A 13664-nucleotide genomic window follows, 5' to 3' on the forward strand; every position below is an offset into this window, starting at 1 on the left:
GCCATGGCCTGCGCCGCCACAGACCGTGTGAGGGTTCAGAACAGCGCGGTCGGCGCGAACTGCGCCACCAGCATCAGGGCGAAACTGATCACGCCAAGGCCGGCGCCGGTGAGGGCCAGCATCGTCACGCCGGTGATGATCGCGGCCGAGGAAATCACGATCGCGATCTGAAGCAGGCCTGAGACGATGTCGTATTTGTCGTCGCGGGCCGCTGCGATGTCACGCACGGCCTCGGCCGTCTTGGCGCGCGCGACCAGTTCCTTGCGGCCTTCATTGGTCTCGGGCTCCGAATCATAGCGCGCAATCGTCTGCTTCCARCCGTCGATGCGCTTCTGCATGCGCTCGCGGGTGGCGGGGTCCGTCGCGGCTGCGAGATCGATCTCCATCGCCTCCGCGGCCGTGCGCAGTGTGGTGCCGCGGATCGTCTTGGCCTGGAAGAATGACCAGAGATTCGAAGCCTCGATGTTCTTGGCGATCGATTCCTGCTCGGCGTTCTTGCCGCCGATTTCTGAGAAGGCCAGCATCAGGGCGAGCATCGCGATGAGCAGGGCGATGCGCTTGTTGCTGCCGCTGGTGGCGGTTTCGGTGACGTCGGCTGCTGGCGAAGACATGCGATTCTGGTTCCCCCCGGAGACGGCGGGCAATGGCCGGGTTCCGCGGCGGAATCAAGGGGGCTCGCTCGCCTTGGGCTCTTATCGTTGGGCGCGGGGATGGGCCGCATCATAAGCCGCCATCAAACGGGCCGAATCGATGCGGGTATAGATTTGCGTCGTCGAGAGGGACGCGTGCCCGAGTAGCTCCTGGATGGCCCTTAAATCGCCGCCACGCCCGAGCAGATGGGTCGCGAAGGAATGGCGCAGGCTATGCGGGGTCGCAGACGAGGGCAGGCMGAGCGCGCCGCGCAGGCCCTCGACCGCGAGCTGGATGATGCGGGGCGAGAGCGGTCCACCCTTGGCGCCGAGGAAGAGCGGGCCCTCCGGCGGCAATCGCCAGGGGCAGAGCGAGAGATACTCCTCGATCGCGGTGACCACGACCGGCAGAACAGGCACCATGCGGGTCTTCTGGCCCTTGCCGATCACGGTCAGCGTATCCGATGCGCTCCTTGGTGCCTGCGCGCGCGACAACCCAAGCGCCTCGGAGATGCGCAGGCCGCAGCCATAGAGCAGGGCGAGCACGGCTGCGTCTCGTGCCAGGATCCAGGTTTCGCGGTCCTCGCCGGCGCGGATATCGGCCTGCATCACGGCCTTTGCGGCCTTGGCATCAAGCGGGCGCGGCAGCGATTTTCCAATGCGCGGCCCGCGCGTCGCGGCAAAGGCCGAGGCCGTGAGCTTGCCGGTGCGTTCTCCGAAGCGGGCAAAGGAGCGCAGCGAGGCAAGCTGGCGCATCAGTGTGCGGTTGCCGACGCCGTCACGCCGACGCTGGCCGAGAAAGGCGCGCAAGTCGAGCGGCTTCAGCGCTGCCAGATTCTCGAGGGTCGGCTTGCCGCCGAAATGGCCGTCGAGAAAGGTGGAGAACTGCGCAAGGTCGCGGCCATAGGCCTCGAGCGTCTTGGGTGAAAGACGGCGCTCGCTGGCGAGATGGACGAGCCAGTTTTGGCGCAGGGTCTCGAAATCGGTCATCGGCGTCCCCTGTGGTCTGAGCCGAGCATGACGCCCCTGCCTTAACAGGGACCGAATCGATGCTAGACACGGGCGCATGAGCGAGGTTGAGACAGGCATCGAAACAGGCGGCACGGTCGACGTGCTGATCCCGCTCGCGCTCGATCAGGCGTATAGTTATGCGGTTCCAGACGGGCTCGCGCTCAAACCCGGCGATATCGTGCAGGTGCCGCTGGGCCCGCGCGAGACTGTGGGCGTCGTCTGGAGCCTGGGCTCGGGGCGTGGTGGCAACCTGAAGCGCGTCAGCGCCAAAATGGACATGCCGCCGCTCGATCCGGCCCTGATGAAGCTGGTCGACTGGGTCGCTTGGTACACGCTTGCGGCCAAGGGTTCGGTGCTGGCGCTTGCGCTGCGGCGCCCGCCCGATGATACGCCGGAACGACCGAAGATGGGCGTCCGACTCGTCGGGCCGCCGCCCCAGCGCATGACGCCGGCCCGGGCGCGAGCCATCGCGGCGGCGGAGGGCGGCCTGCTGATCGCGAAATCGGCGCTGGCCGAGACGGCCTCGGTGAGTGGGGCGGTGATCGATTCGCTMGTCGATGCGGGGACTTTTGCCATCGAGGCGCTGCCGCGCGGTGAGGTCGTCGACATTCCCGACCCGGATCACGCGCGACCGGCCCTGTCGGCGGGACAGGCCGCGGCGGCGACGGCACTGGTTGCGTCCGTCAAGGCGGCGGCCTCCGGCGTGACCCTGCTCGAGGGCGTCACGGGGTCGGGCAAGACGGAGGTCTATTTCGAAGCTGTGGCGGAGGCGATCCGGATCGGTCGCCAGAGCCTGATCCTGATGCCGGAAATCGCGCTGACGGCGCAGTTTATCGACCGCTTCGAGGCCCGGTTTGGCGTGCGGCCCGGGCTTTGGCACTCGGCAGTCTCGGGGCGGCGGCGGGAGCGGCTGCAGGCGGCGATCGCAAGCGGCGAGGCGAGAGTGGTGGCGGGCGCGCGCTCGGCCCTGTTCTTGCCCTACCGTGATCTCGGGCTGATCGTGGTCRATGAAGAGCACGAGGCCGCCTACAAGCAGGAGGACGGCGTCAGCTATCACGCCCGCGACATGGCGGTGGTGCGCGGCATGATCGAGAAGGCGCCGGTCATCCTCACCTCTGCGACGCCATCGCTGGTAACGCGCGTCAATGCCGAGCGCGGGCGCTATGCCTATCTGAAACTGCCGGAACGTTTTGGCGGGCGGGAACTGCCGACGCTCGATCTMGTGGATCTCAAGCGCGACAAGCCTGAACGCGGGCGCTGGATTTCGGGCGCGCTCGTCAAGGCCATCACGACCAATCTGGAGGCGAAGGAGCAGTCGCTGCTGTTCCTCAACCGCCGCGGCTACGCACCGCTGACGCTCTGCCGTGATTGCGGTCACCGGTTCCAGTGCCCGAACTGCTCGACCTGGCTGGTCGATCATCGCTTTCGGCGGGCGCTGGTCTGCCATCATTGCGGCCATGTCGAACGCCGGCCGCACGAGTGCCCGGCCTGTCATGCGCCGGAAAGCCTCGCGGCCTGTGGACCCGGTGTCGAACGGCTTGCGGAAGAGGTCGCGACGCTGTTCCCCGATGCGCGTTCGATCGTGCTCTCCAGCGATTTCCCCGGTGGTACCGAACGGCTGAAGCAGGAACTGATGGCAGTGGCGGAGGGGGAGTTCGATATCGTCATCGGTACCCAGCTCGTCGCCAAGGGGCATAATTTTCCGGGGATGACACTGGTCGGCGTCGTCGATGCCGATCTCGGCCTGACCTCGGGCGATCCCCGCGCGGCCGAGCGAACCTTCCAGGTCCTGCGTCAGGTGACGGGGAGGGCAGGCCGGGGCGAGAAGCCGGGCCGAGCTCTGCTCCAGACCCATGATCCCAGCCATCCCGTGCTCAAGGCGCTGGTCTCGGGCGACCCGGAGCGGTTTTATGCCGCAGAGGCGGCGTCTCGTGAGGCTGCCGGCCTGCCGCCCTTTGGGCGTCTGGCCGGACTGATCGTCTCCGCCAACAGCCAGGCGGAGGCCGAAAATCATGCCCGTGCACTGGCGCGCTGCGCGGCACCGCCGGACGGAGTCGTCGTTCTGGGGCCCGCAGAAGCCCCTCTTGCCGTGCTACGGGGGCGGCATCGCATGCGTTTGATCGTGAAAACGGCACGTGAGGTCAATCTGCAGGATTACCTGCGTGCCTGGCTGAAGAGCGCTCCGCGAGCGAAGGGTTCCGTCCGGGTTCAGGTCGATGTCGACCCGCAAAGCTTCCTGTGAGTGCAGGGCCCGGCTGCGGAAAACGGCCCTGTTGATCGCGATCTACGGATTGCGCCCCCCAAAGCCTCATGTTAGTGCACCGCCACATTTCGGACGCAAGGTGCGCACTCGCGCGGCTTTCGTCTGTCTGAAACATCGCAGCGCCAGGACGATGCACTCCACCTTCATCAAGAAGGTCGCCGGTGCAGTCCATTGAACGAGAGATGTGAGCGTGGCTGAAGGCGGATCGCAGGATCAGACATTGGTGTCGGGCGTAGCCGGGCGCTATGCCACGGCGCTATTCGAACTGGCTTCGGAGGCCAGTGCGATCGACGCCGTTTCGGCCGATCTCGACGCATTCAGCGCGATGATCGCCGAGAGCGACGATCTGAAGCGGCTGATCAGCAGCCCGGTCTTCACGGCCGAGGAGCAGGTCTCTGCAATCACCGCCCTGCTGGCCAAGGCGGGCATCGGCGGTATCGCCGGCAATTTCATCGGTTTCGTCGCCAGCAAGCGCCGCCTGTTCGCGCTGTCGGGCATGATCCGCGGTTATCGTGCGCTCGTCGCCGAAGCCAAGGGCATCGTCAGTGCCGAAGTCACGGTCGCCGAGGAGCCGTCGGCCAAGCGCCTCGACGAGATCCGCGCGACGCTCAAGGATGTGGCGGGCAAGGATGTTGCCGTCGCTATCAAGGTCGATCCGGCCATCATTGGCGGTCTCGTCGTCAAGATGGGTTCGCGGATGGTCGACGCCTCGCTGAAAACCAAACTCAATTCAATTCGTCTTGCCATGAAAGAGGTCGGCTGATGGAAATCCGCCCCGCTGAAATCTCCGCGATCCTGAAGGCTCAGATCAGCAATTTCGGGTCGGAAGCCTCCGTCACCGAAGTCGGTCAGGTTCTCTCCGTCGGCGACGGCATCGCCCGCGTCTACGGCCTCGACAAGGTCCAGGCCGGTGAGATGGTCGAGTTCGAGAGTGGCGTGCGCGGCATGGCGCTCAACCTCGAGAGCGACAATGTCGGCGTCGTCATCTTCGGCTCCGACCGAGAGATCAAGGAAGGCCAGACCGTCAAGCGCACCGGCGCGATCGTTGACGTGCCGGTCGGCAAGGAGCTGCTCGGCCGCGTCGTCGACGCGCTCGGCAACCCGATCGACGGCAAGGGCCCGATCAAGGCAAAGATCCGTTCGCGCGTCGACGTGAAGGCGCCCGGCATCATTCCGCGCAAGTCCGTGCATGAGCCGATGGCGACTGGCCTCAAGGCGATCGACGCCCTGATCCCGATCGGCCGTGGCCAGCGCGAGCTGATCATCGGCGACCGCCAGACCGGCAAGACCGCCGTGGCGCTCGACACGATCCTCAACCAGAAGGCCCTGAACGAAGGCACGGACGAGAGCCAGAAGCTCTACTGCGTCTATGTCGCCATCGGTCAGAAGCGTTCCACCGTCGCGCAGTTCGTGAAGGTGCTCGAGGAGCGCGGTGCGCTCGAATACTCGATCGTCGTGGCGGCCACGGCCTCCGATCCGGCCCCGATGCAGTTCCTGGCTCCGTTCGCCGGCTGCGCCATGGGCGAGTATTTCCGCGACAACGGCATGCACGCCGTCATCATCTATGACGACCTGTCGAAGCAGGCCGTCGCCTACCGCCAGATGTCGCTCCTGCTGCGCCGCCCGCCGGGCCGCGAAGCCTATCCGGGCGACGTGTTCTATCTCCACTCCCGCCTGCTCGAGCGCGCCGCCAAGATGGGCGACGAGGCCGGCAAGGGCTCGCTGACGGCGCTGCCGGTCATCGAAACCCAGGCCAACGACGTGTCGGCCTACATCCCGACCAACGTGATCTCGATCACCGACGGCCAGATCTTCCTCGAGACCGACCTGTTCTACCAGGGCATCCGCCCGGCCGTGAACGTCGGCCTCTCGGTGTCGCGCGTCGGTTCGGCCGCGCAGACCAAGGCGACCAAGAAGGTTGCCGGCAAGATCAAGGGCGAGCTCGCGCAGTATCGCGAGATGGCTGCCTTCGCGCAGTTCGGTTCGGATCTCGACGCGGTCACGCAGCGCCTGCTCAACCGCGGCGCCCGCCTGACCGAGCTCCTGAAGCAGGGGCAGTTCTCGCCGCTGAAGATGGAAGAGCAGACGGTCGTGATCTATGCCGGCGTGAACGGCTATCTCGACCCGCTGCCGGTCAACAAGGTTCGCGCTTTCGAGGACGGCCTGCTCGCGCTGGTGCGCGGCAAGCATATCGCCCTACTCAACGAAATCCGCGACACCAAGGATCTTTCGGACGCGAATGCCGCGAAGCTGAAAGAGATCGTCGCTGATTACGCCAAGTCGTTCGCTTGAGGTCGACCGGGGTTTCATCACCCCGGCAATATGAGGATCGTCGATGCCTTCATTGAAGGATCTGCGAAATCGTATCGCCTCAGTGAAGGCGACGCAGAAGATCACCAAGGCCATGCAGATGGTCGCGGCTGCCAAGCTGCGCCGCGCCCAGAGCGCGGCGGAAGCGGCGCGTCCCTATGCCGAGCGCATGGAGACGGTGCTTGYCAGTCTGGCTGCTGGTGTCGCCGGTGACGGCGCTCCAAGGCTGATTGGCGGCACGGGCTCGGACAAGGTCCATCTGCTCGTCGTCTGCACGGCCGAGCGCGGCCTGTGCGGCGCCTTCAACTCTTCGATCGCGCGTCTGGCGCGTGACAAGGCGCAGGCGCTGAAGGCCGAGGGCAAGACGGTCAAGATCATCTGCGTCGGCAAGAAGGGCTATGACATCCTGCGCCGGCAGTTCGAGCAGGACATCATCGAGTTGGTCGACCTGCGCGGCTTCAAGCAAGTCGGCTTCGTCAATGCCGAGACAATCGCGCAGAACGTCCTGGCACGCTTCGACGCCGGCGAGTTCGATGTCGCGACGCTGTTCTTCTCGAAGTTCAGGTCGGTGATCTCGCAGATCCCGACGGCCCAGCGCATCATTCCGGCCGAAATCCCGGCGGGGACCAAGACGACCGACGCCGTCTATGAGTACGAGCCCGACGAGGGCGAAATTCTCGACGTTCTGCTGCCACGCAACCTGACTGTCCAGGTGCTGCGGGCGCTTCTCGAGAATGCCGCTTCCGAGCAGGGCGCGCGCATGTCGGCGATGGATTCCGCCACGCGTAACGCCGGTGAGATGATCAAGAAGCAGACGCAGCTCTACAACCGCTCGCGTCAGGCAATGATCACCAAGGAACTCATCGAAATCATCTCCGGAGCGGAAGCGCTCTAACGCCTGAAGGGCCTGCGCGGCGCTTAAGCCCGCAGGCTTGTCCGTAAAGCTGAACGCTCATCGAGGTTCGACCATGGCCAAAGCCGCAACCAAGACCACCAAGACCAAGACCGAGAAGTCCGCCAATACCGGTACGGGCCGCGTCGCTCAGGTCATCGGCGCCGTCGTCGACGTGCAGTTCGATGGCGAGCTGCCGGCGATCCTGAACGCGCTCGAGACMACGAACCTGGGCAACCGCCTGGTTCTCGAGGTTGCGCAGCACCTCGGCGAGAACACCGTGCGCTGCATCGCGATGGATTCGAGCGAAGGTCTGGTCCGTGGCCAGGAAGTGAGCGACACCGGCGCGCCGATCGCGGTTCCGGTTGGCGACGAGTGCCTCGGCCGCATCATGAACGTCATCGGCGAGCCGGTCGACGAGGCTGGCCCGATCAAGACCTCCACCACTCGCGGCATCCACCAGCCTGCGCCGAGCTATGCCGAGCAGGCCACGGAAGCGCAGATCCTGGTCACCGGCATCAAGGTCGTCGACCTGCTGGCTCCCTACGCGAAGGGCGGCAAGATCGGCCTGTTCGGCGGCGCCGGCGTCGGCAAGACCGTTCTGATCATGGAGCTGATCAACAACGTCGCCAAGGCCCATGGCGGCTACTCGGTGTTCGCCGGCGTCGGTGAGCGCACCCGCGAGGGTAACGACCTCTATCACGAGATGATCGAGTCGGGCGTGAACAAGAAGGGCGGCGGCGAAGGCTCGAAATGCGCCCTCGTCTATGGCCAGATGAACGAGCCCCCGGGCGCCCGCATGCGCGTCGCTCTCTCGGGCCTGACCGTCGCCGAGGATTTCCGCGACCGCGGCCAGGACGTGCTGTTCTTCGTCGACAACATCTTCCGCTTCACGCAGGCCGGCTCGGAAGTGTCCGCGCTGCTCGGCCGTATTCCGTCGGCGGTGGGCTATCAGCCGACGCTGGCGACCGACATGGGCAACCTGCAGGAGCGCATCACCACCACCAACAAGGGCTCGATCACCTCGGTGCAGGCGATCTACGTGCCGGCGGACGATCTGACCGACCCGGCGCCGGCCACCTCCTTCGCCCACTTGGACGCCACGACCGTGCTCTCGCGCTCGATCGCGGAAAAGGGCATCTACCCGGCGGTGGACCCGCTCGACTCGACTTCGCGCATGCTGTCCGCGGCGATCGTCGGTGAAGAGCACTACAACATCGCCCGCCAGGTCCAGCAGATCCTCCAGCGCTACAAGGCGCTGCAGGACATCATCGCGATCCTGGGCATGKACGAGCTCTCGGAAGAGGACAAGATCTCGGTCGCCCGCGCCCGCAAGATCGAGCGCTTCCTGTCGCAGCCCTTCTTCGTCGCCGAAGTCTTCACCGGCTCGCCCGGCAAGCTCGTTGCGCTCGAGGACACCATCAAGGGCTTCAAGGGACTGGTCGAGGGCAAGTACGACCACCTCCCGGAGGCGGCCTTCTACATGGTCGGCTCGATCGACGAAGCAGTCGAGAAGGCCCAGCGCCTGGCTGCCGAAGCGGCGTAATCCGCTGGGGCAACGGCTATCCGGGATGGCGCAAGCCAGCCCGGGAGCCGCGCCCCAGCATCGACGACACAGGCCTTGGCCTGGATCCCGGCTCCACGCTGCGCTCCAGCCGGGATGACTGAAGCAGCGGGAGAGCCCTTGATGGCCACCTTCAAGTTCGAACTCGTCTCGCCGGAGAGCATCCTGTTCTCGGGCGAAGTCGTCAGCGTCATCGTGCCGTCGGTCGAAGGCGAGATGACCATTCTCGCCGGCCACGTGCCGATCGTCGCCGCGCTGAAGCCGGGTATCGTGCTCGCCCAGACGGGGCCGGGCAACGGCAAGGAATTCGTGGTTGGCGGCGGTATCGTCGAAGCCAATCCCACGGCCCTGACGATCCTGACCGAGAAGGCCGGCTTCATCGAGGACGTMGACAATGACGTGCTCGACGCCGAAATCCTCCGGGTCGAAACCCGCCTGGCGGCTGCGCCGACCGAAGACGAACAGCGTCGCCTGCAGGAGCTGCTGATCCAGCTTCATGAGTTCAAGGGCGTCTTCCAGCAGCGCAAGGCTGCGTGAGATCGCGTACCTGCCTTCCGGCATCGAGATGACATAAGGGCCGCGCGAGCGGCCCTTTTTTGTTGCACGTTGCGTCCCGAGATCAGGCCGGTCTGGCGAAATGCCCGAAGGCCTCGGCCACGCGCTCATAGGTCTCGCGCTTGAACGGCGTCACACGGGCCGGCATTTCGGCCAGCGGCAGCCAGGCCCATTCGGTGAACTCCGGTGGGGCGTCCCCGTTCGGGCGGCCGATGTCGATCGYCGCCTCGCTGCCCGTGAAGCGGAATGCGACCCAGCGCTGTTCCTGCCCCGCGAAACGATCGAGCCGGTGCGGCGGCCCGTCATAGGGCGGGAAGTCGTAGCGCCACCACTCCGCGGTGACGCCCAAGAGCGCGGCCTCGCTGATGCCGGTTTCCTCGGCCAGCTCGCGTCGCGCTGCTGCGACGATCTCCTCGGCCGGAGCGATGCCGCCCTGCGGCATCTGCCAGTCATGTCCGGGGTGGACGATCTCCGGGCCGTCGCTCCATGAGCGTCCGGCAAAGACGAGCCCCCGGGCATTGAAGAGCGCAATGCCGACATTGGGCCGATAGGGCTTGTTCACTCGCCCTGCCTTGCTCATTCGCCCATCGCGATCAGGCTGGCATTGCMGCCGGCTGCCGCCGTGTTGACCGTGACCGTCTGCTCCGTCGCGAAACGGGCGAGATAGTGCGGTCCGCCAGCCTTGGGGCCAGTGCCGGACAGGCCGTGACCGCCAAAGGGCTGCACACCGACGACGGCACCGATGATGTTGCGGTTGACGTAGACATTGCCGGTGGAGAGCCGCTCGGCAACCCGCTCGACCGTCGTCTCGATGCGCGAATGCACGCCGAGCGTCAGCCCATACCCGGTGGCCTCGATCTGGTTGATGACCTTGTCGAGTTCCCCGGCCTTCCAGCGCACGACATGCAGGATGGGGCCGAAATGCTCCTGGGTGAGGTCGGAGATGTCGTCGAGCTTGACGATATGCGGTGCGACGAAGGTGCCGCCGAGCGCCGGCGTGCTGCCGGCCCATTCGACCCGGCCCTCGGCGCGCATCGCCGCGACATGATTGTCGAGCCGGCTCTTGGCGGCGGCATCGATCACCGGACCGACATGAACGTCGATGGCGCGCGGATCGCCGAGCTTCAACTCCTTCCCGGCACCGACGATCATCTCGAGGATCTTGTCGGCGACATCCTCCTGCACCACCAGGAGGCGCAGCGCCGAGCAGCGCTGCCCGGCCGAGCGGAAGGCCGACATCACGACGTCGTCGGCGACCTGCTCAGGCAGGGCGGTCGCATCGACGATCATGGCGTTGAGGCCGCCCGTCTCTGCGATCAGCGGAACGATCGGCCCATCCTTGGCCGCGAGCGTCCGGTTGATGGCGCGCGCCGTTGCGGTCGAGCCGGTGAAGGCGACGCCGGCCACGGCTGGATGAGCGACGAGCCGGGCGCCGACCTTGCCGTCTCCCGGCACGAGATGGAGGGCGGAAGCTGGAATGCCGGCATCGTGGAGCAGGCGGACCGTAGCGGCGGCGATCAGCGGCGTCTGCGGGGCTGGCTTGGCGACGACGCTATTGCCGGCGACGAGCGCGGCAACGACCTGGCCCGAGAAGATCGCCAGCGGGAAATTCCAGGGCGCGATGCAGACGAACGGCCCGCGCCCACGCAAGATCAGGCGGTTCTCCTCGCCGGTCGGGCCGGGAAGTACCTGCGGCGTGGCGAAATGCRCTTCGGCTTCGGCCGCATAGTAACGGCAGAAATCGACGGCCTCGCGCACCTCCGAAATGGCATCGTCAAGCGTCTTGCCGGCTTCGGCCTGGAGCAGTGCGAGCAGCAGGCCGCGTCGGTCCTCCATCAGGTCCGCAGCCTTGCGCAGGGCGGCAGCGCGCGTCCGGGCGGGGGTGCGGTTCCAGCTGGTGAAGCCGGCCTGGGCCGCCTGGATGGCGCGATCGGCCAGGGCATCATCGGCTTCCAGGACGGTCCCGACCTGCCGGGCATCGATCGGGGACAGGACGGGGCGGGAGACGCCACCGGCCGGCTTGCCGTCGATGATCACCGTCGCCTCGGGGAACGGCTTGGCTGCTGCCTGGCCGATCTCCGACTGAAGCGCGACGAGGCTGGCCTCATGCCCAAGCTCGACGCCGGCCGAGTTCTTGCGCGAGGCGCCAAACATGTCGGCGGGAAGCGGAATTCGGCGATGGCGAGCCGCTGCCGAGGTGCCGATGATGTCGGCAGGGGGTACGAGCAGCTGTGCGACCGGTACGTCAGGGTCGCCGGACACGCTGACGAAGGAGGAGTTCGCGCCGTTCTCGAGCAGACGGCGCACGAGATAGGCAAGCAGATCCTGATGGCCGCCAACCGGGGCGTAGGTGCGGCAGGCGAAGCCGGAATCCTCCTGGAGCAACCTCTCATAGAGCGCCTCGCCCATGCCGTGCAGGCGCTGGAACTCGAAGCCCTGGGAGCCGCCCGCCATCTCGGCGACCGCTGCGACCGTCAATGCGTTGTGGGTGGCGAATTGCGGAATGATGCGTGGACGCAAGGCCAGCAGCTGCGCGGCGCAGGCCTCGTAGTTGAGGTCGGTCATCGCCTTGCGGCTGAACACGGGGTAGTCGGAGAGGCCGCGCTCCTGGGCGCGCTTCAGCTCGGTATCCCAGTAGGCGCCCTTGACCAGGCGCACCATCATGCGGCGGTTGTGGCGCTCGGCCAGGGCCGCGATATGGTCGATCACCGCCGAGGCGCGCTTCTGGTAGGCCTGGATCGCGAGGCCGAAGCCGTCCCAGCCGGCGAGCGTCGGATCTGCCGTCACCGCATCGATGACGTCGAGCGAGAGTTCCAGCCTGTCGGCTTCCTCGGCGTCGATCGTGAAGTTCAGGTCGTAGCCCTTGGCCTGCTGGGCCAGCGTGATGACCTTGGGCACGAGTTCGCTCAGCACGCGCTCGTGGCTGGTGGCCTCATAGCGCGGATGCAGGGCCGACAGCTTGACCGAGATGCCCGGCCTGTTCGGCAGAGGGTCATTGCCGGCCGAGCGGCCGATTGCGTCGATGGCCGCGGCGTAAGAGGCGAAATAGCGGTCGGCATCGGCCTGGGTGCGTGCGCCTTCGCCGAGCATGTCGAAGGAATAGCGATAGAGCTTGCCGGTGCCCGAGCGAGCGCGCTTCAGAGCCTCCTCGATGGTCTGGCCGAGCACGAAATGATTGCCCATGACACGCATCGCCTGGCGGGTGGCGGTGCGGACGGCCGGCAGGCCAAGGCGCTTCGACAGATTGCCGATGATGCTGGTCGGCGTCTCGCCCGGCTGGATGATGCGGGCGGTGATGCCAAGCGCCCAGGACGAAGCCGAGATCAGGAAGGCATCCGATTTGGATTCGTGATGGGCGAAATCGCCCTGGCCGAGCTTGTCCTCGATCAACTGGTCGGCGGTCGTGGAATCCGGCACGCGCAGCAGCGCTTCGGCCAGAACCATCAGCGCAAGTCCCTCCTTGGTCGAGAGCGAGTACTCGCGCAGGAGTTCCTCGATGCCACCCAGGCCGACCTTGCGGGTCCGGATGGCCTCGATCAGCCCGGTCGCGCGCTGGTCGATCCTCGCCTTGGCTGCGGGTTCGCGCCTGGCGCCGGCAAGCAGCCGTGCCGCAATCGTCGTATCGTCTTCGGCATAGGGCGCGCGGAAGGCGTGGCGACCGGACGGGGCGACCGGACGGGGGGCAGGAGCGGCCATGGTGCGATTCCGAATGAATGACGGGATGATTTCAAGGATCGCGCTTGCGTGGCCGGATATCAATGGCCATTTTCCGTGATGGCCTTTATCTATCTTCGAATATTCCGGAGCTTTTAGAGAATAATCCCGTGCTCGATCGAACCGACCGGCGTATCCTCGCCATGCTGCAATCCGACGGGCGCATCGCCGGCGTCGAACTGGCTGAAAAGGTTGGCCTGTCGCCAACCGCGACCGGTGAGCGACTGAAGCGGCTCTCGCGAGACGGCTACATCACGGGCTATCGCGCGACGCTCGATCCGCTGAAGCTGGGGCTGCATCTGCTGGTCTTCGTCGAGGTCTATCTCGACAAGACGACGCCCGACGCCTTCGAGCGTTTCGCAACCGCGGTGAAACGGGCGCCCGAAGTGCTGGAATGCCACATGGTGGCCGGCGGTTTCGACTATCTCGTGAAGACGCGGGTGGCCGATATGAACGCCTATCGTCGTTTCCTCGGCGAAGTGCTGCTGGCGCTGCCGGCGGTGCGTGAGACGCGGACCTATGCCGTGATGGAGGAGGTCAAGACCGACGGAGCGCTGCCGCTTTAGCCGATCGCGATCGGGCCTGGTGACGTCGCGTTATATTTTAGGCGCAGTGCATGCATTTTCGGCGCTATGCGCTTGACCTTGTTTTGTATTCGGCCAGTTTGAGCATAGGACGCCACGGCATGGGATTTGCTGGTCGCGTTCCGTTCGAACGGGTCCTGCC

General features: G+C 66.0%; 11 protein-coding genes. 7 read left to right on the forward strand and 4 right to left on the reverse strand.

From position 1 onward, the window contains the following. Window positions 1-35: 35 nt before the first annotated feature. Window positions 36-611 carry a DUF4337 domain-containing protein gene (locus tag AC1DJT_RS24775; protein ID WP_441504434.1) on the reverse strand — a complete coding sequence of 192 codons (576 nt, stop codon included), beginning with the start codon at window positions 609-611 and terminating at the stop codon, window positions 36-38. 81 nt (window positions 612-692) lie between these two features. Then, on the reverse strand, window positions 693-1619 hold the full coding sequence (locus AC1DJT_RS24780) for a tyrosine recombinase XerC (RefSeq protein WP_476835068.1): 927 nt from the start codon (window positions 1617-1619) through the stop codon (window positions 693-695). Between the two features lie 76 nt (window positions 1620-1695). On the opposite strand from AC1DJT_RS24780, the gene AC1DJT_RS24785 reads away from it, so the two are divergent. The 6 genes from AC1DJT_RS24785 (at window position 1696) to atpC (ending at window position 9206) form a co-directional block, all read left to right on the forward strand. Then, window positions 1696-3882, forward strand: coding sequence for a primosomal protein N' (locus tag AC1DJT_RS24785; RefSeq protein WP_476835069.1), 2187 nt, complete (start codon window positions 1696-1698; stop codon window positions 3880-3882). Window positions 3883-4093: 211 nt separating this feature from the next. Continuing rightward, window positions 4094-4666 (forward strand): F0F1 ATP synthase subunit delta, encoded by a 573-nt coding sequence (locus AC1DJT_RS24790; RefSeq protein ID WP_441488038.1) that lies wholly within the window; start codon window positions 4094-4096, stop codon window positions 4664-4666. Then, the gene (gene atpA / locus AC1DJT_RS24795) at window positions 4666-6195 is read left to right on the forward strand and encodes a F0F1 ATP synthase subunit alpha (RefSeq protein WP_441488039.1); all 1530 of its coding nucleotides are present in this window, start codon (window positions 4666-4668) and stop codon (window positions 6193-6195) included. Before AC1DJT_RS24790 ends, atpA begins: the two co-directional genes overlap by 1 nt. 43 nt (window positions 6196-6238) lie before the next feature. Continuing rightward, window positions 6239-7108, forward strand: coding sequence for a F0F1 ATP synthase subunit gamma (locus AC1DJT_RS24800; protein ID WP_476835070.1), 870 nt, complete (start codon window positions 6239-6241; stop codon window positions 7106-7108). A 73-nt stretch (window positions 7109-7181) separates the two neighbouring features. Continuing rightward, on the forward strand, window positions 7182-8651 hold the full coding sequence (gene atpD / locus AC1DJT_RS24805) for a F0F1 ATP synthase subunit beta (protein ID WP_476835071.1): 1470 nt from the start codon (window positions 7182-7184) through the stop codon (window positions 8649-8651). A gap of 141 nt (window positions 8652-8792) precedes the next feature. Then, window positions 8793-9206: an ATP synthase F1 subunit epsilon gene (gene atpC, locus AC1DJT_RS24810; RefSeq protein WP_441488041.1), complete on the forward strand. Its 414-nt coding sequence runs from the start codon at window positions 8793-8795 to the stop codon at window positions 9204-9206. 82 nt (window positions 9207-9288) lie between these two features. Here atpC and AC1DJT_RS24815 read toward each other — a convergent pair whose 3' ends face one another. Next, window positions 9289-9804 (reverse strand): RNA pyrophosphohydrolase, encoded by a 516-nt coding sequence (locus tag AC1DJT_RS24815; protein ID WP_476835072.1) that lies wholly within the window; start codon window positions 9802-9804, stop codon window positions 9289-9291. After that, complete coding sequence (putA, locus tag AC1DJT_RS24820; protein ID WP_476835073.1) at window positions 9801-12920, reverse strand: bifunctional proline dehydrogenase/L-glutamate gamma-semialdehyde dehydrogenase PutA; 3120 nt, start codon at window positions 12918-12920, stop codon at window positions 9801-9803. Before putA ends, AC1DJT_RS24815 begins: the two co-directional genes overlap by 4 nt. 128 nt (window positions 12921-13048) lie before the next feature. On the opposite strand from putA, the gene AC1DJT_RS24825 reads away from it, so the two are divergent. Further along, window positions 13049-13504, forward strand: coding sequence for an Lrp/AsnC ligand binding domain-containing protein (locus AC1DJT_RS24825; protein WP_441488044.1), 456 nt, complete (start codon window positions 13049-13051; stop codon window positions 13502-13504). The last annotated feature ends 160 nt before the right edge of the window (window positions 13505-13664 follow it).

The sequence above is a fragment of the Allobosea sp. 05T422_2 genome (assembly GCF_056396265.1).